Here is a 25,397-nt window from a genome sequence, read left to right on the forward strand (position 1 = left end):
TAGTAAGTAATGGCCTTTGACAACAGGAATCCCTGTGCCGTCGACATCGTCTCTGCGGCGGTCGGGGCTTGTTTCCTGAAGTCGTCGTTACATGAATCGATTGCACACATCCCCGTCCGAAAGAGGGCTTCACCGAAGCCATCTTATCCCGAGGGGCGTGTCCCGGGGCCAGCAGGACAAAAAAACGCAATAATCAACCTTCACCGCTATCAGAAATCATGCTTCTTGACAACTTAAAAAGCGGGACCGGAGCAGTGCGGCGCCCCCGTTGCGAAGGCGCCGCGACAAACCATTTCCATAACGATATCGTGTACCTCGGGGCGAAACACGCGAATCGCCGTGTTTTCCCGGGATGGGTGCACGCGATTTGTGAGCAGTACCACCACCACACCCCGGGTGGGGTCGACCCAAAATGAGGTCCCGGTAAAGCCCAGGTGCCCCACGCTCCCCGTGGAAAAATAGCGCCCGCTTGCCGATCCCCGGGCCGACGGCAGATCAAATCCCAGCCCCCGTCCGCGGCCCCGGGATTCCCGGAAAAAAGCGGTGACCACATCCCGGCTGAAGGGCGAGCCCGCCACGCCGTCCCTGTGATGGGACGCCAGATGCCACACAAGGCGTCCCACCTCCCGGGACGTGCCGAAGAGCCCGGCATGAAGGGCTGCGCCCCCCATGGCCCAGGCATTGTCGTCGTGGACTTCTCCGCAGAGGGTCTTGTGCCGCCAGGGACAGGCTTCGGTGGCAGCCACCGCCCTGCCCTCGGGCAGGTCCGGGGCGTACATCACATCGCGAAGCCCCAGGGGCCCACGCACCTTCGCCTCAAAGAGATGCCGCACATCCGTTCCGGCCACGGCCTCCACCACCTCCCTGAGCACCATGAATCCGATATCGCTGTAACACACCCTCTCCCCGGCCGGAGCCTCAAGGGAGCACCCTTGAAGAAGCGCCCGAAGTCCCTTGGCCCTTTCGGCCACGGGCATGGTCACCAGGGTTTCGTAAAGGGGCATCCAGGCCGGCAGCCCCGAGGAGTGATCCAGTAGGTGCCGAAGGGTCACCGACTCCCTGCCGCCCCCTGTGAACCAGGGCAGGTAACGGCTCACCGGGGCCTCGATCTCCAAAAGCCCTTCGGCCACCAGCGCCATGGCAAGGGTGGCACCGGCCAGGGGCTTGGTGAGGGACGCCAGGTCAAACAACGTGTCGGGGGTCACCTCGGGCCCTCCGGTCCAGAGGGTTCCGGCACACGGCTCTGCCACCACCTCTCCATCCACCATGACCAGGAGCTGGCCTCCGGGAAAAACCCTGGAGGCCACCCCGTCCGCCATCTTTTGCACCAGGGCCTCACACATAGCGAAACCCCGCAACAGACGATAGAACCACCTGCTCCCCGAAGACCATGGGCAGATTTGTGGGGCCGTGTCCAAAGCGCCCCCCGGTCACCACCGGAATCCCCAAGGGGGCAAACACCTCCCGGAGGACCGCCTCAGGCGCCCCTTTTTCTCCGCAGTGCAAAAATTCTCCCACCAACACCCCCCGTACCCCGTCAAAAGCGCCGGAGAGACGCATCTGGGTAAGGGCCCGATCCAGGCGGTACGGGGCTTCATGGACATCCTCCAGGGCCAGCACGCACCCTGAAAAATCGGGTTGAAGCGGGGTGCCGCAAAGATGGGCCAGGGTGGCCAGGTTGCCACCGGTGAGCAGCCCTTCTGTTTCTCCGGCCACCAGAAAGTCCCAGGCATCGCCCAATGGATTGGGACGAACACCGGCGCTGAAGAGCCCCTCCAGTGCGTCCAGGGTCTCCGGGCAGGCCATGGCCAGCCCCTGAATCGTGGGGCCGTGGACCACGCGCCGCCCCAGGCCCACGAGCCTTACCAGAAACGCCGTGGTATCACTGAAGCCCATGAGTGGCGGGAGCTCCAGCAGCTCCTCGTCTGTCAACTCAGCCAGAAGCCGCATGGCGCCGTACCCTCCGCGGGCCGCCACCAGAAGGTCGGGGCGCGCCTGGGCCATACGAAGCAGAGAGGCCCTTCGCACGGCCTCACTCCCGGCAAGATAGCCCATGGCATCCCCCACGGCCGTGTCCACGGCCACATCCCATCCGGCCGCCCTGAGGACTGCCATCCCCTTTTCCAGTTTTACGGGGTCCACAACCCCGGACGGGGCCACCACCCCGATCTGCGCATCTTGTCCAAATGGAAATATCATCCGGCCGCCTTTCGCCAACACATTGATTTTACGCACACCTTCCATGGCAATATTCCACAGCCACCCTCGCGTTTGGGGCCATTATGGGGTCGGGTCGATTTTTTGTCAAAGAGTGCTTGACATCCCTTGGGGCATGGGGGTATAACCCTCCTGTTTTTGGCGGGGCGTAGCGCAGCCTGGTAGCGCACTTGACTGGGGGTCAAGGGGTCGGAAGTTCGAATCTTCTCGCCCCGACCAAAACACAAAAGCAAAAAATACAAAGGACCTGATCGATTTCGATCAGGTCCTTTTTTTTTGGTTTTTTGGTAACTATTCAGCTCCAGAAAACAGCCTCCGGCGGCAAGGTGTGCCACCTTGAAGAAGGCAATACTCACCCTTCCGAGGCAACCCTCTCGATCTCAAAGAAGAGCTCCTCCTCCCGGATAATCCCCTGGCACTGGCCCCAGGCCATGACAGCCAGCCTGCGTTGCCTCAGGGACGTCATCATGTAGGCAGCCTCCATGAGGTTGGCCTCGATGTCCACTTCCGGCGGTGCTTCGGTCATCACATCCGAAACCTTGCGCGCCATGAGCTTTTTCGCCTCGGAGGTGAAGAGCCCCTTCCAGAACATGGGAGAGTACCGGATGGTGGAGGCCGTGCTGGGAAGATCGGCATGAATATAAGCGGGCAGCAGGGACTCCATGAGGCCCCTTACGGAGATCACCCCCTTGACCTCACCGTCGGCGAGCACCAGCAGGGACCGCTGGCCCGACTCAATGAGGGAACCGGACAGGGTCCGGGGCGAAAAGGAGGCCCGTAAGGCCCGCACCGCGTACTCCACGGTCTGATTGGGCCGGGCCGTTTCATACTCTGCCAGGGGAATCATCACCTCCCCGACGGTCTTTTCCTCATCGGAGTCCGTTCCGTGCCCTCGCCCGGCTTCATAGATCTTGGTGGACAGCAGATCAATGTCGCAGGGTTTTGCCAGAAAATCATAGGCCCCCGCGGCCAGGGCCTCCTCGGCGGATTCCCCGGTACCGTGGCCGGTGAGCATGATCACCGGGACCTTTGGCTTGCGGGCCTTGATCAGGCCCAGGGCCGTGAGACCATCCATACCGGCCATGCGGATATCCAGCACCACCACATCCGGCGCCTTGTCGAGGCGCTCCAGGGCCGCCTCCCCCGATTCCGCGGAAATCACCTCAAAGCCCCGGCGTTCCAGGACCTTTTGCGTGGCCACGCGAAAGCGCTCCTCATCATCTACAATCATCACACGTATCTTTGAACTCATCGTTGTCTTCTCCTTTCACGTCAATCAAGTGCTGTGCACCGACGCTTCAAACGCCCTGCAGCATGAAAATCCCCTTGAACAGAGCCACCAGGGCCACAAGAATGAGCCCCACCGCGGCAAAGGCGCGTCGGCCGCTTACCCTTCCGAGTTCCCGGAAACCGGTCCCGATGACGCCCCATTTCCAGGGCTCCGTGAACCAGAAGGCCCCGGGAATCCATGAGACAAGCAGGGTCACCCCAAAGCCGTAAGCCACACAGGGCGCCACAACGGCCAGGCCGGACCGGCGAGCCCCCACCATCTTCAGGGCCACCAAGCCCAGAAGGGAGGAGAGCAGGGCCATGCCCAGGGCGTTGGCCGCCGATACCGTGGCCAGGACCGCCCGGCCACCACCCGGCACCAGCATGCCCGTCATCAGGCCGTGGAGGACCACCGCAGCGGACAAGCCCCACAGCAGCCGGTGAAGGGTTCCCCGGGCCGCCAGGGCGCCATAGACCCGGGAGGGCGACAGCAGCACGGCCGTAACCCCGATCTTCTCTGCAGTGGGGGCCGGGCCCCGTTTCAGGTCAGCATCCATGGCTACCCTCCCAGGGCCCAGGTCACTGCGCCGTACACCAGCATGACCAGGGTCAGCACAAAGCACACACGGCGCTCTGCCTCAGCAGTAAAAAAGAGCTTTCCGCGTTTCCATCTCATCGAAGGTTTCATGGTGTCTTGTTCTTTCACCGGTCCTTTCTCCTTACGATTCATGGGTGATTAAAACCCCGGCAGGGCGTTGAACCCGCGCAGGACCCAGTACGCTCCGGTGAGGAGCAGAAGGATCGCGTTGGCCACAAACCACAGGGGAAGCCCCACCCGGAGGTAGTCCTTGGGCTCCAGGTAACCGGAGGCGTACACGATGGCGTTGGGAGGCGTGCCGATGATCAGGCAGTAGGCAAAGCTGGATGCAATGGCCGTACTCATGGCCATGAAGGGCAGAAAGGTGGTCCCGGGATGCACCAGGCCCGCCATGTTCAGGGTAATGGGACCTACGGCCGCTGCGGCCGGTCCATCTGCCATGAGGTTGGTGAGCACGGCGGTGAGCCCGTTGGAGACCGCCATGAGGGGAAGGCCGGAGTCCATGCCGAAGGGTGCCAGAAAATCGATGACGGTACGGGCCAGCCAGTACGCGGCGCCCGTGGTGTCCAGGGTCCTGCCGAAGATGATGGCACCGGCGTAGAGCCAGACCACGCCCCAGTCCACCTTTTCATGGTAATCACGCCAGTTCACCACCCCGGTGAGCAGATAGGCCACGGCACCAGCCACGGCAATGACCCCGATGCCTAAGCGAATGGGGTAGATCCCCAGGTTGTAGAACTCTTTTTCCGTGAACCAGCCGAAGACCATCACCAGGAACACCACCAGGGCGATGATCTGCTTGCGGTTCCAGGGCCCCATTTTATGGATCTCTACGCGGAGGTGATCCATGGCCGGAGCCAGGCTGGTGACCTGCGGCTTGAAGCGCCAGTTCACGATGAGCCAGGTGATGGGAATCATCACAAAGAGGAAGGGGAAGCAGTAGGTGATCCACTGGAAATACCCGATATCAAACCCGAACATGTCGGTGAGATACGTCATCATAATGACGTTCCTGGCCCCGCCGGATGGGGCGCCCGGCCCACCGATGTTGCAGGCCATGGCAATGCCGATCATCAGCATCTTGGCCAGCTCCGGGTCTTCCGGCACCTCGCTGGTGAGGCTGTTCTGGTAAAGAAGCATGCCGATGGGAAGGAACATGGCAGCCAGGGCATGGTCGGAGATAAAGGCAGCCAGGGGCGTAATAATGAGGAAAAAGATGAGGGTGATCCACCGGACGTTGGGCACGGCCAGCTTTTCAAACATCATCAGGCAGACCCGTTTGTCCACCCCGGTCTTTACAAAGGCCGCGGCAAACATAAGGGAACCCATGATGAACCAGCAGGCATCCGACCAGTAGAGCATGGCCACCTGCTTTCGGGTCACCACCCCGGTGAACACCAGGATCAGACCGATGCAGAAGGCCACCCCGGGCAGGGGAATGCACTCCGTAAGAAAACAGATCACCACAAAGACCACCATGGCGATGGCCACCTTGATATGCCAGCTCCCCTTGTCGGCGGCGGCCTTGTCCTTGCCGGCCAGTTCCGCATAGTCAAGGACATCGCGCCTCTGCTTCAGGGCGCCCTCCATGAGGGCAAGAAACCTGGCGTCGTCCACCTCGTCCCTGATAAAGGCGTGGGCGCGCTTGAAGTTGGCCCCGGCCGCAGGGATCTTGTATTTTTTGCACCATTTTTCGTTTCGTTTCAGAAAACGGGCCTTGGTCAGGGCGCCCATGCGCATGTTGCGCTCCATCATCTGGGCCGTGAGAAGCTGCCACTGGGGCAACTCCGTGCTTTCTGCCCCGAAGAGCTCCTGGCTCAGGTAGGCGATCACCGCCTTGGGGCCCACCTTGTATTCGGCCCCCACATCCTTCATGCCGCCGGGCGTGGGCATGAGCAGGATCAGAAAAAAAAGGACAACGGGAATGGAGAAGATCTTCCAGTCCACGTACTTGTCATACCCGGTCACCTTTTGCTTGTCGCGTTCTCCCATGAGTATTCCCCCTTCCTAGGCGTCGATATCCGACCCCTGCTGCTTCATGATATCCCTCGGGCTCTGCATGCTTCGTTCAAGCATGGCCAACCGAATCTTCTCCGCATGCCGTCGGTACGAATCCCAGGCCTCGCTGACCTTGCCCCAGAGCAGGTCGATGTCCGCCGGTTTCACCAGGTAATCAAAGGCCCCGGCCTTCAACCCTTCCACCGCCGAATCCACGGTACCGTGGCCCGTCAGCAGGATCACCTCCACCAGGGGATGGCTCTTTCGTATGGCACGAAAGGTTTCATGGCCGTCCATGCCGGGCATCTTCACATCCAGGACCACCACGTGGACCGGGTCTCTGGACAGCACGGACAGGGCCTCCATCCCGGAGCCGGCTGTCAGCACGGTGCACCCCTTGCGGGCCAGAAGCCGTGAGGTGGTTTCGAGGTAACGGGGCTCGTCGTCCACGAGCAACACATAAAGAGTATCCATTCACTCCTCCTCAATTAATCTAAGGTTCTTCATTCCCAAACGAATGCCTTAAAGATTGACTCTCACGAGGAAATGCACGGGACATGCCAAGTCAGACAGACGCGCCAACAAACTGTTTTAAAAGACGATTTATAAAACACCCTCCAAGATTATCCCGTTGTATTGTCAGCCCGGTTTACAAGGTGTCGGGCAATGTAAAAACCGGGCATAAAAAAACCCCGGCCACGTCCTCATGTAAGAGGTCATGTACCGGGGCCTGAAATGTTTAATGGATGAAACCCGATTGATGTGAGCAGAGGGCAAATCGCAATGGCAATAAGCTTTCGAGGTGGCTCACCTCGCCGCCGGAGGCACGCTTTTACGTCATTGTTCGAGGTGGCGAGGCAGGGAGATGGTGAACACAGAGCCCTCACCCACGGTGCTGGAGACATGAATGCGCCCGCCCATGCCCTCGATGATGCCGAAGCAGACCGAGAGCCCCAGGCCCGTACCGGAACCCGGGGGCTTGGTGGTGAAGAAGGGGGAAAAAATCTTGGAACGGGTCTCTTCGTCCATGCCGCTGCCGTTGTCCGACACGTCCACGCACACGGTGTCGACCTCCTCACGCACCGCCACGCTGACCTTGCCCCCGCAGCTGCCGTGGCGGGCTTCCACGGCATCCAGGGCGTTGTTGATAAGATTGAGGAACACCTGCTGGAGCCGCGAGGGGTCTCCCCAGACCCGGCTGCCGTTTTCCGGCACCTCCGTGAGGAACTGCACCCCGCTCACCTCGGCCCTGGAGCGGACCATCTTGGCCACGTCGGCAAGGAAGTCCCCCATGACCACAGCCTGGTCCCGGGTGGTGCTCTTGCGACCGAAGTTGAGGACCGACCGGGTGATGTCCGAGCAGCGCCCGATCTGAAGACGCATCTGGTCCAGGGACTCCCGGATCATGCCCACCTCCTCGGTGCCCTCCTCCACGTCACGGACGGTCTCGGCCATGTAGGCCAGCTCGCTTTGCATCACCTGCAGGGGGTTGTTGATCTCATGGGCAAACCCTGCGGCCATCTCCCCCAGCTCGGCCAGACGGGCCGCGCGATAGAGCTGCTCTTCCAGGTGCACGGCCGCGTCGTCGCTTCGCCGGATCCGGGAGACGATGCGGGTGGTCAGCCCGTAGCCCACGCCCAGAAGCGCCCCGCTGCCAGCCACCATCACGGCAAAGATCACCAGATAGATACGCATGCGGTTCTCAAAGGCCTCACGGGTATCCTGCACCACCACCAGCCGCCAGGGCTTTTCCGTAAGCCGCACCGAGGCAAAGACACGCTTGACCCCGTCCCGGCAGGCAATGACCCGGGCACCGGCCCAGCCGTCTCCCATGACGTAGGCGTCGCTGTCCGGGTCCTTTTCCATGAGCTTGCCCCTGGAGGGGCGAATGCTCTGATACACGCCCTCGTCGTTCAGGAGAAAGGCCTCTCCGGTCTGGCCGATGCGCACCTCACCGGTGACGGCCTGGAACACGTCGGTATCAATGGTGGCCCTCAGCACCCAGGGACGCCCTGCCCCTTGAGCACGCACCGCCACCACCACATGGGGGGTCTTGCGGAAACCGGTGAATACATCGCTGATCCAGGAGCCGGTGGCCATGGTCTTGCGAAACCAGAACTCCTCCTGATAGTCGATGCCCTCCAGACGGTAAGGCCCGGTGTAGGCCACGTGGACCCCGGCCTCGTCAAACACCCCCAGGTCCATGAAAGCCCCGGAGCTGGCCTGGAGATTCCCGAAGGCCGTCTCCAGATTCTCAGGGGAGGACAACGCCTCAAAGGAAGAGATGGAGGCCAGGAGCGCCAGGTCGGCACGCCGCTCGTTTAAAAAGGAGTCCACCATCATGCCGTGGTCCCGGGCCGTCTGGGAGATCCGAGCCATGATGCTTTTTTCCATGGCCCCGGAAAAGAGGATGGCCCCCACCACCAGCAACACCAGAAACGGCACCAAAGGGACGATCGTCATGTTGCCGAGAATAAACCGCGCGATCTTCCGATCGTATGCCCTGCCTGTCATCATCGCCTCCTTCTCTGGAGAAAAAACGCCTCCGGCGGCAAGGTGAGCCACCTTGAAAGCTGGTTGCGGATGCGCTTTGCCCCTCGTTCCTCGGGTCAAATCACATACGCCTTTCAAAAAAAATTGTAACTATTCAGCTTGCCTCCGGCGGGTCGCTTTTTTGAAAAAAAGCTCCGCAAAAAACGTTCCCGAAAATGGCAAACTACCAAAATTGGTTCGGCGAAGCCTGGAAAGACTTACTAAAAACCTGTTTATCAAACTTTTCAAAAGTTTGGCCCCCGGCAGGGCCGCCGGAGGCAAGCTTTTCCATTTTTACTGCTTTGCCGGATCCTCTGTGTCTCCGGCATTGATGCGAGCGCCCACGGTGATGCCGTACTTGTCCATGCGGGCGTGGAGGGTGGGCCGTGAGATTCCCAGAAGCCGTGCGGCCTGGGAGCGGTTGCCCTCGGTGGCGGCCAGGGCTTCGGAAAGGATCACCCGGGAGCACTCGTCCAGGAGGCGTTCGAACAGGTCGTCTTCCCGCCGTTCCAGGCGCCCCCTGACCCAGCGGCGGATGATCTCCTCCGGGTCCTTCCAGGGATCCTCGGAAACAACATCCTGACCGAGGCTTCGTGCGATGCTCTCCTGGGTAATGGCCCCGCCCCGATGAAAAATAAGCAGCTTCTGGATCACGTTGGAGAGCTCCCTCACGTTGCCGGGCCACTCATAGCTTCCCAGGAGCTTCAGCCCTTCCTGGCTGATGCCGGGGTTGGCCATGCCCAGTTCCAGGGCGTGGCGCCGGAGAAAGTAGTCGGTGAGAAGGGCAATGTCCCCTTTGCGCTCCCGTAAAGGGGGCAACGCAAGGGTCACCACTTTGAGGCGGTAGTAGATGTCTTCTCGAAACCGCCCCTCCTTGATGGCCCCTTCCAGGTCCCGGTTGGTGGCGGCGATGATCCGCACGTCCACAGGAATGGTCTCCCGGCCCCCGATGCGCTCGATGCTCCGCTCCTGAAGCAGGCGCAGGATCTTGGTCTGGAGCTCCAGGGGCATGTCCCCGATCTCGTCTAAAAAAAGGGTCCCGCCGTTGGCCTGCTCGATCTTGCCGATCTTCCGGTGGGTGGCTCCGGTAAAGGCCCCCCGCTCGTAGCCAAAAAGTTCACTCTCCAGAAGGGTCTCGGGTATGGCCACGCAGTTGATCACCACAAAGGGCCGCCCGCTCCGGTTGCTGTGCTGGTAGATGGCCCGGGCCGCAAGCTCCTTGCCCGTACCGGACTCGCCCCGGATCAGCACGGTGGCGTCGCTTGCCGCCACACGGCCAATGGACTTATACACCTCCTGCATGGCCGGGCTGATCCCCACAATGCTCTCTTCATCCCCTCCGGGCACGGCGCCTGCCCCGGTGCCCCCCAAGGTCACGGTGGACTTCATGAAGCGCCCCGCCTCGGCCGCCTGACCAATGAGACGCAGCAATGCTGGAATATCAAAGGGCTTGAGCACGTAATCAAAGGCCCCCATCTTGGTGGCCTTGATGGCGGTTTCCGTGGTGCCGTAAGCGGTCATCACAATAACCGGCATCAGGCTCGCCACCTCCTTGAGACGCCCAAACAGCTCCAGCCCCCCCATGCCGGGCATCTTCATGTCGATGATGGCAAGGTCCGGCTTCAAGCGCTTGGCAAGTTCAATGCCCTCAAGGCCGTTGGCCGCGCTGTGCACCCGGTACCCCTCGGCCGCAAGCAGCTTTTCAAAGGACGCCCGCAACGAGTCGTCGTCGTCCACAATAAGAATGGTAACCATATTGCTCCTTATTTTAAGGAATAGCCTCCGGCGGCAAGGTGGGGGCACCTTGAAACCCTATGGCGAATGCATGAATGCCGCCGCTATGCTGCCGTTTTAGGGGCATTCGCACGACGGATGACATAATGCGATCGCCCCTGCAAGAGAGACCCGTCTCATATTTCTAAAAAACAAACTCGGAGCTTTTCGTATTGAATTGGCTTTCACCCGAATACCTCCAGCCCCCTGCCGGGAAACAACCTATAAAAAAGATTTACACATATTTTTTAAAGATCTCACACGTTGATCTTCACCATGAAATCAAGTTTCATTCTCCACGGGCAAAGCCCATCAGCGAATGTGATCGGCCTGAGGAACGAGGGCCGGGAACATTCGCGACCCTTGGGTCAAGGGGCTTTAGCCCCTTGCCGCCGGAGGCGTTTTTCCATGCACGTTCCCCTATTTTTTTTCTTCGCTGTCCATGGGCAGGTAGACCACAAAGGTGGTGCCTTTGCCCTGGACGGAGTCCACGTCGATCCAGCCACCGTGGTTTTCGATGATGCGCTGGGAGATGGGCAGGCCCAGGCCGGTGCCGTCCTCCCGGGTGGTAAAAAACGGTTGGAACACCTGTTCAAGTTCCTCTTCGGGGATGCCGCACCCGGTATCGGCAAAGGAGATCTCCGCCAGGCCCGCGCCGTCGGTCTCGGAGACCACGCGTTCGGTGATCACGATGCGGCCTCCGCCGCCCATGGCTTTGCAGGCGTTTTCCATGAAGTTGACGAAGGCTTCCTTGAGCTGCTCGGGGTCACAGGTCACGTTGGGCAGGGGCTTTTCGCGCTTGACCTCCACGGTGACTTCGTAGGAGCGGAGGCGATGGGAGAGGAGTTGGAGGACCCGGTCCACCACGGTGGAGGGGCTTTCCAGCTGCATGGCCAGACGCGGGGGGCGGGAAAACTCCAGGAAGTTCTGGACGATGGTGTCCACCTGGCCGATCTCCCGTGTGATCACCTGGAAATCCTCCTCCTGCTCCCGTGTAAGGGGCAGGGACCGATTCAGGGAGAAGAGACGCATCTTTACCGAGGTCATGGGATTGCGGATGCTGTGGGCCATGCCCGCGGCCAGTTTCCCCACCAGCACCATCTTCTCGGCCATGAGCAGGTTCTCCCGGCTCCGGGCCAGTTCGGTGTGGGCTTCTCCGGCGCTGCGGATGAGGTTCTCGATGCGGTGGGTCACGGCCTTGACCTCATTGGGCTCCATGAGGGCCAGTTCACCCGCCTCTTCCCGGGCCAGGCGACGCAGGGGAGCCAAAACCTGGCGTCCCAGCATCAGGGTCAGGACGCCCCCTAAGCCGGTTACAAACACAAGGGCCGCCACCGTGACCCAGCGCAGCTGCTCGGCCCGGGCGTGCACAGCCTGGCGCGCGGCAAAAAGCTCTTCCTCATGGGCCTTTTTGTACGCCTCGCAGTGATCAAGGATCTTGAAGAACTGATCCCTCACCCCGGCATGGGCCTCTCCCCCGGCGATTTCGTCCCCGTTGATGTAAAGGCCCAGGGCCTTGTCCTTGGCCGCCACATAGAGGTCATACGCATCTCCGATGGACGCAAGGGTATCCCGCTCCTCAGCAGTTCCGGCAAAACCCTGGGCCCGCTCCAGCCGCATGCGAAACAGCTGCCGGTACTCCCCCAGGCGCTGGAGCCATTCGGGGTTTCTGTCCATGACATAATAGGACATGAACCCCTTTTGGTTCACCAGGGCCGTTTCCAGTGCCTCGGCCGCCTGGTACGCCGCCACCGAGTCGCTTACCATGCCTTCGATGAGGCGATCCACCCGGTAGGTATTCCATATCATCACCCCGCCACAGGCCATGGTCACGGCCACCATCAGGGCCACAATGGATGTCGTCTTTGTTCGCAGACTCAAAAAACCCGGCATCCTTCTTTCCTCCTTGCTTACTTCTGAGCATCCACCGCGCATGGGACCGATTCCGTTTCAAGGCCCATGCGGTCTGCCAGCCAGGCGTACCGCTGAGCAGGCACCACCAGTGTCCGCCCCGGGTGCAGGGCCATGAGCCGCCACACCGCTTCCTGGGGATCCACCAGGGAGTCGGGCAGATCCACCACGAGCCGTCCATCCCATCCGATACCACCGTAAACCATAACCTCGCAGGTCGATGAGGCTGTGCGCCCCCCGTTTCGCCCGGCCACGGTTGCCATCACCTCCGGCAGGCCACGGTCTCCTTCCACCCGCATGGACAGGGTGTAGGGAAGCCTTTCCTCAAAAAGGGGCGGTGGATTGCCCCGCCGACACATAAAAGAGCCCAGGGCACAGGTGCGCCTCACCCGCGCTTCCAGCTCGGCGTTATCCAGGGCCGAGGCGTTCCACACCGTCACCCCGCCTCCGTGGTGCCAGAACACCACCTCCACCCCGCGGCGCACCAGGTCGATTTCGGCTTCGGCCATGTCCATGGCAAGCCGCAGGCGATCCCGGGTCAGGGGGCGCCCGGGATCCCCCACGGCAACGGCCACCCGTTCCAGGATGGCCCTGGCCGCGTCCCCCACCGAAAAGGTCCCGCAGGGGAGATACATGTCGTAAAACCTGTGGTGGAGAAAACTCCGCCCGAACAGGCGCCTGCGACGCCTTACCCAGTTGCGACGCCCGGCCCCGGGGACATCGGCCATGAGGACCCGGAACACGGCCACGGGAAACCGCTGAAGCAGGTGCCCCAGGTCCCCGTAAAAAATCCTCACGCCCCGCTCCAGGGCCGATGCCATGGCCCGGCACAGCCGAGCCCTTGCGCATGCACGCTCCTTGACCATGCGATCTGCCAGGGGGTGAACGCCGAAAAGCGCCCACGACAGGGACAGGTGCCCCCCGCCCCCATGGGCCGCCATGGCAATGAGTTCGTCATCTCCCATGGCAACTCCGCCGGTCTCCCGCTCCAGATGCCGGACCAGCGCCCGGACCTGCTCGTTTTCACCGCCTGAAATCACAATGGCCGTCATATGTATTCTTCCTCCGCCCTGTAAATCGGTGTGTGCCGGTGCGTGTCGTGCCCGGGCACGGCACCCTCACGGTGCCTTGCCTGCCCGGAGCCGGCGTTCCATGGCTCTCATGGTGAGCAAGACCCATGCCAGCATCCCCCACCTGAAATCCTTTGAAAATTTCCGATGGAGCAGGGTGGTTTCGGGCTTCAGGTTTACACAGTGGAAACTTTTCTGACACCCTTTTTTCCCGGGAGCCCGCCGTTTACATTCCCCTTGACACCACCTCCCGGGTAGGCAAAGGATAAGGGGCGTGATCACACCACCGGCCCAGGTGCTGACCCAACAGACAAAGGAGTCCCCCATGCCCATCCCCACTCCGGCCATCGTTCACCTTCTCTCCTCCGAACTCTCCTTCGGCCGGTTCATGGATGAAATCCCCCTGGCCACGGCGGTGATGGACAAGGACTTAAACATTGTCTGGCTCAACCGCGCCTTTGAGGCCCTCACCGGCTTTTCCCGACGCGACGCCTACGGCATGCCGTGCCGCCACGTGGTAAGAAGCCGTGCCTGTGTGGAGAGCTGCCCCAGGCAAAACGGGGTGGTCACGGCCCCGGCCCCCTGCGAAAGCGACATCATCAACCGGGACCGGGTACGCCTGCCCGTCAAGCTGAGCCTGGCCCCCCTCACCGATGCCAACGGCAACCACACCGGATACATGGAGACCATCGAGGACCTGCGGGCGGTCCGAAGCCTGGACAGCCAGAAAAGCCAGGCCTTCAGCTTCGAAGGGATCATCGGCCGCAGCGAAAAGATGGACAAGATCTTCCAGACCCTGCCCATCCTCGCCCAGAGCGACGCCTCCATTCTCATCACCGGGGAGACCGGCACGGGCAAGGACGTGGTGGCCGAAGCCATCCACCAGACCTCCCTCCGGGCCGGGGGGCCCTTTGTCAAGGTCAACTGCGGAGCCCTTCCCGAGACCCTTCTGGAAAGCGAGCTCTTCGGCCACGCCAAGGGCGCCTTTACCGGTGCCGTGGAAAACAAGCCCGGCCGGTTCCGCATGGCCCACAACGGCACCCTCTTCCTCACGGAGGTGGGGGATCTTCCCCTGGCCCTGCAGGTGAAGCTGCTCACCTTCCTGGACGACCAGGTGATCTACCCCCTGGGCGAAACCCGCCCCTTCCACGCCAACGTCCGCGTCATCGCCGCCACCCACCGCAACCTGGAGCAGATGGTGGCCGACGGCACCTTTCGCCAGGACCTGCTCTTCCGCCTCAACGTGGCCCGGGTCCACCTGCCCCCCTTACGGGAGCGCAAAGGGGACATCCGCATTCTTCTGGACCACTTTCTGGAGATCTACCGGCGCCAGCTCGGCAAGCGGGTCACCGGGTTTTCCCGGGACGCCCTGGCCCTGCTCGCCCATTACCGGTTCACCGGCAACATCCGGGAGCTGCGAAACATCGTGGAGTTTGCCGTCAACATGGCAACGGAGCCCACCATCGACGTGGAGTCCCTGCCCGCGTACCTCTTGGAAGGGCCGCCCCAGACCCCGCTGCCGGAGACGCCCGACCCGTCGTCCCCCACCGCCCCCGACGCTCCGACGCCCCAGGCCGCCCCCCGCACCTGGGCCACGGCCGAACGGGAGATGATCCTCGACGCCCTCCAAAGGGCCCGGGGCAAGCGACAGGAGGCGGCCAAGGCCCTGGGCTGGGGCCGCAGCACCCTTTGGCGCAAAATGAAACAATATGGCATCAATGAATAGGCACGTGTTCAGGCTGGTGCCTCCGGCGGCCCTGCCGGGGGCCAAACTTTTGAAAAGTTTGACAAACAGGTTTTGCTCAATTTCACAGAAGCCTTCGCGGAAGCTCTCACCCTGAGGAACGAAGGGGAAAGGCTTTCGCAACCTGGGGTCCAGGGGTGACGAAGCCACTTAGGCCAAAAATCCCCTGGCCGCCGGAGGCAGGCTTTTCCATGCACTTCAACCATAGAAGGCAATACGGTTAAGTCGACAATGAGCAAGCAGCAGCAACGTATCCTGTGACGTCGAAGCTTGTGAACCAGTCGGCACAAACCATCAGCGTTTATGTCGGGCGCAGCCCGAGCCGAAGGCCCTTGCGCTTTGACCCGAGGAACGAGGGGCAAAGCAAGGGCAATAAGCTTTCGAGGTGGCTCACCTCGCCGCCGGAGGCACGCTTTAACGCAAACACTTTAAGCGCTTGAAACAATTTAAAACCCTATGATACAGTTTTCCCTATGTTAACAAAGATCCTCATCCCCATCGCCGCCGATGAGGTGGCCCCCCGCTTTGACCTGGCCGCCGAGGTGCACATCGTCACCCTGCTCCGGGGCGGCGACACCGAGGACAAGACCGTGGTGCTGCCCCAGGCCTCTGCGGAAAAGCTCTGCCATCTCATCCTCACCGAGAACATCACCTGCGTGATCTGCGGGGCCATCGAGGAAGAGTACTTCCAATTCCTTGCCTGGAAAAAGATCACCGTCATCGATGCTGTGGCCGGGCCGTGGGAAAAGGCCCTCATCCGCCACCTTCAAGGGGACCTCTCCGAAGGGGAGATGCTCTTCGACCGCATTGTGGAGGGACGCCATGTGGACCATCCGTAGCTTCATCGACAAGATCGATGACCTGTTCAGCCGGGGAGCCGACTCTCCGGGCCACTACCGGAACCTCACCCGCAACATCATCATCACCATGCTGGTGGTCACCATCACCCCCTTGACCGTCATGGGGATTCTCAACCACTTTCAATACGGACGCCACCTGCAAAACGAGCTCATCACCCCCCTGGCCAACACGGTGAGCAAAGCCAAGCACTCCTTTGAGCTCTTTTTTGAAGAGCGCCTCTCCACGGTGCGGTTCATCGCCAACGCCTACGACTTCGAGGAGCTCAACGACAGCCGGACCCTGCACCACCTCCTGCGGATCCTGAAAACAGAGCTGGGCGGGTTTGTGGACCTGGCCATCATCAACGCCGACGGGGACCTGGTGAGCTACGCCGGACCATACAACCTGGCGGGCAAAAATTACGCCAGCCAGCGTTCCTTCCAGGAGGTGCTGGTCAAGGGCTCGTACATCAGCAACGTCTTCATGGGCCACCGCCAGCTTCCCCACATTGTGCTGGCCGTGCAGCGGTATACCGACGACGGCACCAACTGGATCATCCGGGCCACCATCGACACGGAACGCTTCTACACCCTGTTGGGAAGCCTGAGGCTCTCTCCCCAGAGCGACGCCTTTCTCGTCAACTCCGAAGGGATCATGCAGACCAACTCCGCCCTGTACGGCAAAACCCTCAAGGCCTGCCGCCTCACCATCCCCACGGGCACCCGGAGCACCTTTGTGTCGGAGACCACCGACCCCGACGGCCGCCAGATCCTTCTGGCCTGCTCCGGCTTCAACAACGCCGATTACGTTCTTGTCATTGCCAAGCCGCGCTCCGTGGTGCTGAGGTCCTGGTATGCCCTGAAGTCCGACGCCCTTCTGGTCTATGCCTTGAGCCTTCTGGTGATCATCTTCATGGTGGTGAAGATGACCGGCACCCTGGTGAGGCGCATCAAAGAGTCGGACGAGCGCCGGGAGACGGCTCTCACCGAGCTGCAGCACAACCAGAAGCTCTCCTCCATCGGCCGCCTGGCCGCAGGGGTGGCCCACGAGATCAACAACCCCCTTGCCATCATCAACGAAAAGGCAGGCCTCATGAACGACCTGGTGGCCGCCGGGGAAGACTTCCCCCACCGGAAGCGCCTGGCAGAGCTCACCGAGGCCATCATCGGCTCGGTCTCCCGCTGCAAGACCATCACCCACCGCCTCCTGGGCTTTGCCCGTAAACTCGACACCCTCATGGAGCCCCTCTCCATCAATGAGATATTAAAAGAGGTCATGGGCTTTCTGGAACGGGAAGCCCTCTATCGCCAGCTGGACGTCAGCATTGACCTGGACCCGTCCCTTGCCGACATTCTCTCGGACCGGGGGCAGCTCCAACAGGTCTTTCTCAACCTGCTCACCAACGCCTTTGCCGCCGTGGAAGACGGCGGCACTGTCAGGCTCGCCTCCATGCCCGCCCAGGGGAAGGGGGTCACGGTCACGGTCGCGGACAACGGCTGCGGCATGACCGAGGATGTGGCCAAACGCATCTTCGACCCCTTCTTCTCCACCAAGAAAGGCAACGGCACCGGCCTGGGCCTCTCCATCACCTACGGCATCCTCAAGAAACTCGGGGGCACCATCACATTGAACACCCGGCAGGGGGAAGGCACCACCTTCACGGTGACGCTGCCTGACAAGCCCCCGGCCGACACACAAAAAGGAGGACCCACCCCATGACCACCCATGTCCTGCTGATTGACGATGAACAGGAATTTGTCACCACCCTGGCCGAGCGCCTCGATATCAGGGGATTTGCAACCGCCACGGCCCAAGACGGTGACACAGGCCTGAGCCTCATCCGCCAGAAGGCCTTTGACGTGGTGATTCTGGACCTGCTCATGCCGGGCATGAACGGCCTGGAGACCCTGAAACATATCCGCCACATCGCCCCGGACCTGCCCGTGATCCTTCTCACCGGCCACGGCTCCACCCGGGAGGGCATGGAAGGAATGCGCCTGGGCGCCGTGGACTACCTCATGAAACCCCTGGCCATCGAAGACCTCCTGGACAAGCTCAAGGAGGTTGTCGCATCATGAGCCTGACCCCGGACCAGGAGACCACGGCCCTCATGGGGGCCGTCACCGCCCCTGCCACCCACGACCTCATGAACGTGCTGGCCATCATCAATGAACACGCGGGGCTCCTCTCGGACCTTCTCCATCTTAAGGGCAGCGGCGGGCTCCCACCGGAACAGCTGGAAAAGAGCCTCGCCGCCGTGGAGGCCCAGGTGGCCCGGGGCCGGGAGCTCCTCGCCCGGCTCAACAGCCTGGCCCACGCCCCGGATCCCGGTCCCGGCGGCCCTGCCGATGCCGGGGCCGCCCTGGAGGAGGTGGTCTGCCTCACCCGGCGACGGTTCCACGGACGACTCACCGCACCCGCCCCCTCCGCCACGGTCCAGGCCGACCCCATGAAGCTGCGGCTGCTCATCTTTCGCCTCCTGGAAGCCGCAAGGCACCCTCAGCAGGCCCGGGAAACAGACATCACACCAACCCTTGGCGAGTCTACCCTTGCCCTCACCTTTCAGGGCCACGATGCCATGGAACTGCCCGGGGCTTTAAGCGCCCTGGCCCAGGACCTCGGCGGTTCCCTCTCCCACACCCACCACACCCTTTGCCTCACCCTGAAACGGGGTTAGCCCCTCTTTGCCTCCGGCGGCCCTGCCGGGGGCCAAACTTTTAAAAAGTTTGATAAACAGATCTTAAGAAAGCCTTTCCAGGCTCCGCAGAAATAATTTCCACTTTTTGCATTACAAAAGTTTTTTGCGGAGCTTTTTTCCAAAAAAGCGACCCGCCGGAGGCAAGGGTGGCGAAAGCACCTGGAAACCCCAATGGCTAAGGCGGATTAAACATTTGGCCACCGGGCAGAGTCGTTGGGGGCATGTTTGAGGTACACAGCCACCATTGAACGAACGGTGCCCTGCCCCGGCACACCCTTTATCGTACCGTATTGTTTCAAATTGTTTGTTTCATTTGGTTTCATTTTGTTTCTATCAATATCTCCCACCCCACCCACCCGCCACACAACCCGCCGTTATAAATACACATTCCATACATGGCACACCCCTTGCAATCCATCAATTTAACTGAATCAATTCATCAACAACCCACATTGCAAGGAGCCGCATATGCCTTCCATCACCATCACCAACGGCGCCTTCAGCCAAGCCGGAGCCATTGTCGACGCCCTCAGCAGCGCCACCGGCATGAAGGTATTCACGGACCGGGAGATCATCACCCTCACCGCCCAGCGCGAAGGGCTGAAGGAAGCCTCCCTCCTCAAGATCCTCAAAGGACAGACCCCCACCTTCAACACCTTTACCAAGGAGCGTGAAAAGAGCCTGGCTGCCGTCAAGCTCACCCTGGCCGAACTCCTGGCCGAAGGCGACATCATCCTCCATGGCTTGAGCGGCCACCTCGTCCCGGCCTCCCTCACCCCGGTGCTGCGCACCCTCATCATCACCGACAAAAAGCGACGCATTGAAAATGCCCGGGAGACCCGCAACATCACGGACAAAGAGGCCACCGCGCGGATCCAGGCCCTGGACGAGGCGGCCCAGCTCTGGTGCAGCGCCCTCCACGGCAAGAGCGCCTGGGATCCTGAGCTGTACGACGTGGTCATCCCCACGGACAAGACCCCGGTACCCGAGGCCTTGAGCCTCATCACCGAGAGCCTCTCCCGCATTGAGGTGGATCCCGAAGAGGAGGCTCGGCTTGCAGCGGACTTCTCCCTGGCAGCCCGGGTGGAACAGGTCCTCGTCGACACCGGAGAGGGGCTCACCGCCGAGGCAAGGGACGGCCACGTGACCGTGACCATCAACAAAAACGTCCTCATGCTGGGAAAATTCAAACAGAAGGTGGAGGCAGACGCCGCGCGCATCAACGGGGTGACATCCGTGGAGACCCGTATCGGCAAGGGGTTCTACAAGGCCAATGTCATGTACGACTTCGACCTGCCCACCCCGCCCCGGGTCCTTCTGGTGGACGATGAAAAAGAGTTTGTCCAGACCCTGTCCGAGCGGCTCCGCATGCGGGAGATGACCACCTCTGTGGCCTATGGCGGGGAAGAGGCCCTGGCCATGGCCGGCAAGGAGGAGACCGACGTCATGGTCCTGGACCTCAAGATGCCCGGCGTCAACGGCTACGACGTGCTCAAGAACATGAAGGCCAATCGCCCCCACGTGGAGGTGATCATCCTCACGGGCCACGGTTCCGAAGAGGACCGCAAGCGCTGCCTTGCCATGGGGGCCTTTGCCTACCTGCAGAAACCCGCGGACATCGAGCGCCTCACCGAGACCATGAAAGCGGCCTACGACAAGATCCGGGCAAGCCGCGCTGAAAAGGCCCCGGCCAAAGCGTAAGAGACTGCGCATGGCGGCAACGCACCGCACCCTGCGCCGACACCTTAATTTGGAGGAGAAGCAAAAGATGACTTACACACCCCATGTACTTGTGGTGGACGACGAAAAAGAGTTCGCCAACACCCTGGCCAAACGCCTGGAGCTGCGGAATTTCAAGACCAAGGTGGCCTATTCCGGGGAGGAGGCCCTGGAGATCCTCACCGAAGGCCTCACGGACATGGTGATCCTCGATGTCCTCATGCCCGGGCTTGACGGCTGCGAGACCCTGGTCCGCATCAAGGCCGACCACCCGCTCATCCCGGTGCTCATGCTCACCGGGGAGGCCACGGTGGAACGCGCCATCACCGGCATGAAGGCAGGGGCCCTGGATTTTCTCATGAAGCCCTGCGACATCGGCGTCATCGCCGAAAAACTCGAGGCGGCCTACAAGCTCAAGTGCGATCACGAGGCCCGCATCCGCGATGCGGAGATCAACAACATCATCGAAAAAAAAGGCTGGTAACGGGCCCTTGCCGCACCACCCCCGCCCCCTTCGGGGCGGGTGCCACCTTCTCGAGACTCCCTGCATGGAGGTTTATTTATGGTAACGGAAACCCTTCAGGCCGAAACACGGCCCATTGACTGGAAACGCATCTTCTTTCTCGGCCTGGGGCTGGGCCTTTTTGTCCTGGTTTACTACAGCTCCGCCTGGCCCGACGCCGTCGACCCCAACGGCGAACGCTTTGTCCTCACCACCGAAGCCAAGGGCGCCATCGCCGTCTTCCTGCTGGCGGGGATCTGGTGGGTCTTTGAGGTCCTGCCCATCGGGGTCACCAGCCTCACCATCGGGGTGCTGCAGGTCATGTTCATGATCCGGCCCGCCAACAAGGCGTTTAAAGACTTCATGGACCCGTCGGTCCTCTTCATCTTTGCCTCGTTGGTCATCGGCATGGTGTTCACCAAGACAGGGCTCACCCGCCGCATCGCCTACAAGATGCTCTCCATCGTGGGAGAGCGCACCAGCATGATCTACCTGGGCAGCTTCGTGGTGACGGCCGCCCTCACCCACATCATGGCCCACACGGCCGTGGCCGCCACCATGTACCCGCTGCTGCTCACCATCCACGCCATGTACGCCGACGACCGTGAGCCCACCCGCTTCGGCAAGGGCCTCTTCATCGGTATGGCCTGGGTGGCCGGGGCCGGTTCCATCATCACCCTGCTGGGAGCGGCCAGGGGAGCGGTGGCCGTGGGCTTCTTCCGGGACATCGTGGGCCGTGAGGTCTCCTTTTTCGGGCTCACCTATTACATGGCCCCCGTGGGATGGATCATGGTCTTCGTCCTCTGGGCCTTTATCATGCTCTTTTTCCGGCCGGAAAAAACCCGCATCGAGGGCATCAAGGAGCGTTCAGCCTTTATGCTCAAAGAGATGGGCGCCTTGAGCCGCACCGAGGTGGTGTCGGCCATCATCATCTTCGGCTGCATCTTCTGCCTCTCCATGCGGGCCTTTATCCCGGCCCTGTCCGGTGTCAACAAGACCGCCATCATCCTGGTCTCCACCATCCTCTTTTTTGTCCTCAACATCTTGGACATCAAGGACCTGGAGGCCATCCCCTGGAACATCATCCTTCTTTTCGGCGGCGCCATGAGCATCGGGTTCTGTCTCTGGGAGACCGGTGCCGCCCAATGGATGGCGGTGAACTGGCTTACCCTGTTTAAGGAAGCCCACTGGTTCGTCTTTGTCATGAGCATCGCTTTTTTTGTCATGGTGATGACCAACTTCATCATGAACGTGGCGGCCATTGCCATCTCCCTGCCTGTGGCCCTGGTCATTGCGCCCTACCTGGGAGTGGCCCCGGAGGTGATCCTCTTTGCGTCCCTCATCACGGCGGGCATGCCCTTTATCCTCCTGGTGGGGGCGGCGCCCAACGCCATCGCCTACGACTCCGGACAGTTCACCACCGGTGAGTTCTTCTCCTACGGACTCATCGCGAGCCTGATCCTCATGGTGGTTACCGCCCTGTTTGTCCTGGTTGTCTGGCCCATGATGGGCATGCCGGTTTTACTCCCTTAACCAAGCAACGCTCACTGGCGCCGGAGTCAGGCAATCCGGCGCCAGACATCTTGACACATAAGACAAGATATCAGCAGTATATACACGATAAGAATAGACTCATTGAAGTCATTTACAGCCAGCAATAGGAGGAACAGGACCAAAGGCATGAACATGTTTCCCGGAAAGGAAATCCCAAAAAAGGCAGGGAGCTAAGGGGGGATGTTCCTTGGCGACACAATGCGCCAAAGGCGAAAAGGTAGGTATATTTATCAGCAACTTACGGCGTTTTTTTTAATGCTAATTCATAAATTTAATTGAACATATTCATCAATCGCGGAAACTTCTTGACACCCCAAATGATCTTTTGCAGAATACCCATTTATCCACGGTCGTCACACCTCTGGCAAGGCCCTGGTTTACTCGGTCTCAGCGTGCATTTCGAGCAGTTGAGGGCTATGAGAAAAATAAAATATACACGCATTGGCTAATAAAACAGCACTCTTTGAGTACTGCCTGCCCAATACTTTACGCTGTATCACTATTATTTTCCGGCCGAGCCCCCACATACTTCCCGGATAGATGATGCACCCGCACCGACCGTAAGGTGTGACGAGCGGACACGTTCGTCAACCGTGTCCATGGTCCGTGACACGCGGGCACTTCTGCCCGACATTTCTGACACTGCCCCGGATCATCCCCCGGGTTGTCTCAGCGACAGTGTCAACACTGAGGAAGGTAACAACTGTGACAAGACAAATGAACACCCCGCCGCCGCACGCGGGCCGGACAAAAGCCGATAGCGGCTTCCGGCTGGTCCCCTTTGCGGTCACCTTTGCGGTCATGATGACAACCTGGGTGGCCTTGTCGGGAAAACTCGACATTTTCCACCTCTCCCTTGGCGTCATCTCCTGCGTGATCGTCTCACTCTTCTCATCGGATCTTCTCATCACCGCCACCACATTCAAGGGAATGCCAGGCCTCTGGCTGCGCTTTTTTCTCTACCTCCCGTGGCTCATCAAAGAGATTGTCCTGGCAAACCTCCACCTCCTCAAGCTTGTCTTTCATCCCAGGCTGCTTGATGAGATCAACCCCAAGCTCATCCAGTTCCGAAGCCGCATGAACGATGACATGGGCCTGGTGACCTTTGCCAACTCCATCACCCTGACCCCCGGGACCATCACCGTCTCCCTCTCCGTCTTCGGGGATTATGTGGTACACGCCATCGACGACGCGTCGGCCGAGCCCCTGCCCGGCGAGATGGAGAAACGCGTCGCAACCGTATTCGGAGAGGACCATGACTGATTTTTTTCTCTGCGCAGCCATTGCCATCTGCCTGATCTCTCTGCTCTCGCTCTACCGCGCCATAGCAGGGCCCACCATTCTGGACCGCATCATCGGCATCAACGCCCTGGGCACCAAGACCACGGTGCTGCTGGTCATTATCGGGCTTCTCTTTGACCGGGTGGACATGTTTGTGGACATCTCCCTGGCCTATGCCCTGCTGAACTTCATCACGGTTCTGGCGTCGGCCCGCTATTTCCACAAGAAAAAGGGGCTCCACGGCGAGTCCCTCACCCAGAAATAAGGAGCGACGAACGATTATGACCATCTTAAGCCTTCTGCTCATCGCCCTGGGCATCTTCTTCTTTTTTGCCGGAGCCGTGGGCGTGATCCGATTCCCCGATTTTTACTCCCGGCTCCATCCCGCCGGGATGATCGACTCCATGGGCCTGCTCCTCTCCATGAGCGGCCTGGCCCTTTTTGTCCTCAGCCACCACGGCCTCTCCGGGACCAACATCCTCACGGCCATAAAACTCATCCTCATAGTCATCTTCGTCTACATCACCAGCCCCACCGCCACCCACGCCATCGTGGACGCCGGCATCCGGGCGGGACTGGCTCCGTGGACAAAAAAGAAAAACGGAGGCAGCGATGACGATACCCATTGATCTGGCGATCCTCACCCTTGTGGTCATCAGTGGCATCGGCGCCCTGGCCGTCAAGGACCTCCTCGGAGCCGCCATTGTCTTCAGCGCCTACAGTTTTCTCATGTGCCTTGCCTGGGCCGTCATGGGGGCTGTGGACGTGGCATTCACCGAAGCAGCCGTCGGAGCGGGCGTCAGTACCGTCTTTTGTGTGGCGGCCGTCTTCCACACCACACGGAGGACCAAAGATTGAGATTCTTAGCCATGATCGCCGTCGTCCTCACGGGCGGGCTCATCATCTTCCACACAGGGGCCTTCCCCGACTTCGGTGATGCAGACTCTCCGGCGAACACCTACCTTTCGCCCTATTATCTGGAACATGGACAGGCCGACACCCACGCCCCCAACGTGGTCACCAGCGTCCTGGCCGATTACCGTGGCTATGATACGATGTTCGAAACCACGGTGGTCTTTGCCGCGGGCCTGGCCTGCTTCTTTCTGCTGCGCCGGAAAAAAAGCCCGGAAGAGACCACCCGCATGTACCGTCACCTGCCCACGGGGGTGACCCTGCACATCAAGGAAGGGGGCAAGCTCCCGGCGGAAGACTCCCAGGTCTTCCGGCGCCTGGACTCCCACTTCGTGCCCCATCAGATCATCATCAAAAACACCTGCCGCCTTGTGATCCCCTTTATCCAGATCTTCGCCCTCTACGTGGTGGCCCACGGCCACTACAGCCCCGGGGGCGGGTTCCAGGGCGGGGTGCTTTTGGCGGCGTCCGTCATCCTGTATGCCATCAGCCACGACCTGCGGCGCGCCATCCGGCGCTTTCCTGAAAAGATCGCGGCCCTGTTCGGCTCCCTGGGCGTTCTCATCTACGCGGGCACCGGGGCCCTGTGCCTCCTGTTCGGGGCCAACTTCCTCAACTACGAAGCCCTGGCGCCCCTTCTGGGAGTCGATGCGGTCATGGCGCGTTCCCACGGCATCCTCATCGTGGAGATCGGCGTGGCCTTTGCCGTCATGGCGGTGATTATCTGGATTTACTACAACCTGTCCTCGGCAGGGAAACACGACGAGGGGCTCTGATAT

23 protein-coding genes and 1 tRNA gene are annotated in these 25,397 nt (G+C 60.8%); 14 read left to right on the forward strand and 10 right to left on the reverse strand.

The window, feature by feature from the left end:
* Positions 1–233 precede the first annotated feature (233 nt).
* Together MSL71_RS05100 and MSL71_RS05105 are read right to left on the reverse strand one after the other, a co-directional pair.
* On the reverse strand, positions 234–1,319 hold the full coding sequence (locus MSL71_RS05100; RefSeq protein WP_246317752.1) for a serine hydrolase domain-containing protein: 1,086 nt from the start codon (positions 1,317–1,319) through the stop codon (positions 234–236).
* 16 nt (positions 1,320–1,335) lie between these two features.
* Positions 1,336–2,199, reverse strand: coding sequence for a S66 peptidase family protein (locus tag MSL71_RS05105; RefSeq protein ID WP_180137618.1), 864 nt, complete (start codon positions 2,197–2,199; stop codon positions 1,336–1,338).
* A 160-nt stretch (positions 2,200–2,359) separates the two neighbouring features.
* Here MSL71_RS05105 and MSL71_RS05110 point away from each other — a divergent pair.
* Positions 2,360–2,436, forward strand: a tRNA-Pro gene (locus MSL71_RS05110).
* 133 nt (positions 2,437–2,569) lie between these two features.
* Here MSL71_RS05110 and MSL71_RS05115 read toward each other — a convergent pair.
* From MSL71_RS05115 to MSL71_RS05150, 8 genes are all read right to left on the reverse strand, one after another.
* A complete protein-coding gene (locus MSL71_RS05115) occupies positions 2,570–3,469 on the reverse strand; it encodes a CBS domain-containing protein (protein ID WP_180137619.1) in 900 nt (299 codons plus the stop codon).
* 46 nt (positions 3,470–3,515) lie between these two features.
* Positions 3,516–4,043 carry a hypothetical protein gene (locus MSL71_RS05120; RefSeq protein ID WP_180137620.1) on the reverse strand — a complete coding sequence of 176 codons (528 nt, stop codon included), beginning with the start codon at positions 4,041–4,043 and terminating at the stop codon, positions 3,516–3,518.
* Positions 4,044–4,222: 179 nt separating this feature from the next.
* On the reverse strand, positions 4,223–6,076 hold the full coding sequence (locus MSL71_RS05125) for an SLC13 family permease (RefSeq protein WP_180137621.1): 1,854 nt from the start codon (positions 6,074–6,076) through the stop codon (positions 4,223–4,225).
* A gap of 15 nt (positions 6,077–6,091) precedes the next feature.
* Entirely contained in the window at positions 6,092–6,556 is a 465-nt protein-coding gene (locus MSL71_RS05130) for a sigma-54-dependent transcriptional regulator (RefSeq protein WP_180137622.1), read from the reverse strand.
* A 363-nt stretch (positions 6,557–6,919) separates the two neighbouring features.
* Positions 6,920–8,599 carry a sensor histidine kinase gene (locus MSL71_RS05135; RefSeq protein ID WP_180137623.1) on the reverse strand — a complete coding sequence of 560 codons (1,680 nt, stop codon included), beginning with the start codon at positions 8,597–8,599 and terminating at the stop codon, positions 6,920–6,922.
* 309 nt (positions 8,600–8,908) lie between these two features.
* Entirely contained in the window at positions 8,909–10,369 is a 1,461-nt protein-coding gene (locus MSL71_RS05140; protein WP_180137624.1) for a sigma-54-dependent transcriptional regulator, read from the reverse strand.
* A 438-nt stretch (positions 10,370–10,807) separates the two neighbouring features.
* The gene (locus MSL71_RS05145; RefSeq protein WP_218950961.1) at positions 10,808–12,268 is read right to left on the reverse strand and encodes an ATP-binding protein; all 1,461 of its coding nucleotides are present in this window, start codon (positions 12,266–12,268) and stop codon (positions 10,808–10,810) included.
* 29 nt (positions 12,269–12,297) lie between these two features.
* The gene (locus MSL71_RS05150) at positions 12,298–13,350 is read right to left on the reverse strand and encodes a hypothetical protein (protein ID WP_180137625.1); all 1,053 of its coding nucleotides are present in this window, start codon (positions 13,348–13,350) and stop codon (positions 12,298–12,300) included.
* 292 nt (positions 13,351–13,642) lie between these two features.
* Here MSL71_RS05150 and MSL71_RS05155 point away from each other — a divergent pair, with 292 nt between their 5' ends.
* The 13 genes from MSL71_RS05155 (at position 13,643) to MSL71_RS05215 (ending at position 25,394) form a co-directional block, all read left to right on the forward strand.
* A complete protein-coding gene (locus MSL71_RS05155; RefSeq protein ID WP_246317715.1) occupies positions 13,643–15,094 on the forward strand; it encodes a sigma-54 interaction domain-containing protein in 1,452 nt (483 codons plus the stop codon).
* Between the two features lie 491 nt (positions 15,095–15,585).
* Positions 15,586–15,951 carry a NifB/NifX family molybdenum-iron cluster-binding protein gene (locus MSL71_RS05160; RefSeq protein WP_180137626.1) on the forward strand — a complete coding sequence of 122 codons (366 nt, stop codon included), beginning with the start codon at positions 15,586–15,588 and terminating at the stop codon, positions 15,949–15,951.
* Positions 15,935–17,671: a sensor histidine kinase gene (locus MSL71_RS05165; protein ID WP_180137627.1), complete on the forward strand. Its 1,737-nt coding sequence runs from the start codon at positions 15,935–15,937 to the stop codon at positions 17,669–17,671. Before MSL71_RS05160 ends, MSL71_RS05165 begins: the two co-directional genes overlap by 17 nt.
* The gene (locus MSL71_RS05170; RefSeq protein ID WP_180137628.1) at positions 17,668–18,030 is read left to right on the forward strand and encodes a response regulator; all 363 of its coding nucleotides are present in this window, start codon (positions 17,668–17,670) and stop codon (positions 18,028–18,030) included. The genes MSL71_RS05165 and MSL71_RS05170 overlap by 4 nt, the downstream gene beginning before the upstream one ends.
* On the forward strand, positions 18,027–18,629 hold the full coding sequence (locus MSL71_RS05175; RefSeq protein WP_180137629.1) for a histidine kinase: 603 nt from the start codon (positions 18,027–18,029) through the stop codon (positions 18,627–18,629). The genes MSL71_RS05170 and MSL71_RS05175 overlap by 4 nt, the downstream gene beginning before the upstream one ends.
* A gap of 489 nt (positions 18,630–19,118) precedes the next feature.
* On the forward strand, positions 19,119–20,351 hold the full coding sequence (locus MSL71_RS05180) for a response regulator (RefSeq protein ID WP_180137630.1): 1,233 nt from the start codon (positions 19,119–19,121) through the stop codon (positions 20,349–20,351).
* Positions 20,352–20,418: 67 nt separating this feature from the next.
* Positions 20,419–20,853 carry a response regulator gene (locus tag MSL71_RS05185; protein ID WP_180137631.1) on the forward strand — a complete coding sequence of 145 codons (435 nt, stop codon included), beginning with the start codon at positions 20,419–20,421 and terminating at the stop codon, positions 20,851–20,853.
* Positions 20,854–20,931: 78 nt separating this feature from the next.
* Positions 20,932–22,404 (forward strand): SLC13 family permease, encoded by a 1,473-nt coding sequence (locus MSL71_RS05190; protein ID WP_180137632.1) that lies wholly within the window; start codon positions 20,932–20,934, stop codon positions 22,402–22,404.
* An 822-nt stretch (positions 22,405–23,226) separates the two neighbouring features.
* A complete protein-coding gene (locus MSL71_RS05195) occupies positions 23,227–23,688 on the forward strand; it encodes a Na+/H+ antiporter subunit E (protein WP_246317716.1) in 462 nt (153 codons plus the stop codon).
* Complete coding sequence (locus MSL71_RS05200) at positions 23,681–23,971, forward strand: MrpF/PhaF family protein (protein ID WP_180137633.1); 291 nt, start codon at positions 23,681–23,683, stop codon at positions 23,969–23,971. The genes MSL71_RS05195 and MSL71_RS05200 overlap by 8 nt, the downstream gene beginning before the upstream one ends.
* Positions 23,972–23,987: 16 nt before the next feature.
* A complete protein-coding gene (mnhG, locus tag MSL71_RS05205; protein ID WP_180137634.1) occupies positions 23,988–24,335 on the forward strand; it encodes a monovalent cation/H(+) antiporter subunit G in 348 nt (115 codons plus the stop codon).
* A complete protein-coding gene (locus MSL71_RS05210; RefSeq protein WP_180137635.1) occupies positions 24,319–24,564 on the forward strand; it encodes a Na(+)/H(+) antiporter subunit B in 246 nt (81 codons plus the stop codon). Before mnhG ends, MSL71_RS05210 begins: the two co-directional genes overlap by 17 nt.
* The gene (locus tag MSL71_RS05215) at positions 24,561–25,394 is read left to right on the forward strand and encodes a Na(+)/H(+) antiporter subunit B (RefSeq protein ID WP_180137636.1); all 834 of its coding nucleotides are present in this window, start codon (positions 24,561–24,563) and stop codon (positions 25,392–25,394) included. Before MSL71_RS05210 ends, MSL71_RS05215 begins: the two co-directional genes overlap by 4 nt.
* Positions 25,395–25,397: the final 3 nt, after the last annotated feature.

This window comes from Desulfoluna butyratoxydans (assembly GCF_900699765.1).
In the GTDB taxonomy this organism is placed as follows: domain Bacteria; phylum Desulfobacterota; class Desulfobacteria; order Desulfobacterales; family Desulfolunaceae; genus Desulfoluna; species Desulfoluna butyratoxydans.

Coding starts and splice junctions, on each gene's coding strand:
- MSL71_RS05105 (WP_180137618.1), bottom strand. CDS start 2,199: ATGATATTTCCATTTGGACAAGATGCGCAGATCGGGGTGGTGGCCCCG.
- MSL71_RS05195 (WP_246317716.1), top strand. CDS start 23,227: ATGATGACAACCTGGGTGGCCTTGTCGGGAAAACTCGACATTTTCCAC.
- MSL71_RS05135 (WP_180137623.1), bottom strand. CDS start 8,599: ATGATGACAGGCAGGGCATACGATCGGAAGATCGCGCGGTTTATTCTC.
- MSL71_RS05175 (WP_180137629.1), top strand. CDS start 18,027: ATGAGCCTGACCCCGGACCAGGAGACCACGGCCCTCATGGGGGCCGTC.
- MSL71_RS05170 (WP_180137628.1), top strand. CDS start 17,668: ATGACCACCCATGTCCTGCTGATTGACGATGAACAGGAATTTGTCACC.
- MSL71_RS05120 (WP_180137620.1), bottom strand. CDS start 4,043: ATGGATGCTGACCTGAAACGGGGCCCGGCCCCCACTGCAGAGAAGATC.
- mnhG (WP_180137634.1), top strand. CDS start 23,988: ATGACCATCTTAAGCCTTCTGCTCATCGCCCTGGGCATCTTCTTCTTT.
- MSL71_RS05100 (WP_246317752.1), bottom strand. CDS start 1,319: ATGGCGGACGGGGTGGCCTCCAGGGTTTTTCCCGGAGGCCAGCTCCTG.
- MSL71_RS05140 (WP_180137624.1), bottom strand. CDS start 10,369: ATGGTTACCATTCTTATTGTGGACGACGACGACTCGTTGCGGGCGTCC.
- MSL71_RS05160 (WP_180137626.1), top strand. CDS start 15,586: ATGTTAACAAAGATCCTCATCCCCATCGCCGCCGATGAGGTGGCCCCC.
- MSL71_RS05150 (WP_180137625.1), bottom strand. CDS start 13,350: ATGACGGCCATTGTGATTTCAGGCGGTGAAAACGAGCAGGTCCGGGCG.
- MSL71_RS05165 (WP_180137627.1), top strand. CDS start 15,935: ATGTGGACCATCCGTAGCTTCATCGACAAGATCGATGACCTGTTCAGC.
- MSL71_RS05190 (WP_180137632.1), top strand. CDS start 20,932: ATGGTAACGGAAACCCTTCAGGCCGAAACACGGCCCATTGACTGGAAA.
- MSL71_RS05130 (WP_180137622.1), bottom strand. CDS start 6,556: ATGGATACTCTTTATGTGTTGCTCGTGGACGACGAGCCCCGTTACCTC.
- MSL71_RS05180 (WP_180137630.1), top strand. CDS start 19,119: ATGCCTTCCATCACCATCACCAACGGCGCCTTCAGCCAAGCCGGAGCC.
- MSL71_RS05115 (WP_180137619.1), bottom strand. CDS start 3,469: ATGAGTTCAAAGATACGTGTGATGATTGTAGATGATGAGGAGCGCTTT.
- MSL71_RS05210 (WP_180137635.1), top strand. CDS start 24,319: ATGACGATACCCATTGATCTGGCGATCCTCACCCTTGTGGTCATCAGT.
- MSL71_RS05200 (WP_180137633.1), top strand. CDS start 23,681: ATGACTGATTTTTTTCTCTGCGCAGCCATTGCCATCTGCCTGATCTCT.
- MSL71_RS05125 (WP_180137621.1), bottom strand. CDS start 6,076: ATGGGAGAACGCGACAAGCAAAAGGTGACCGGGTATGACAAGTACGTG.
- MSL71_RS05185 (WP_180137631.1), top strand. CDS start 20,419: ATGACTTACACACCCCATGTACTTGTGGTGGACGACGAAAAAGAGTTC.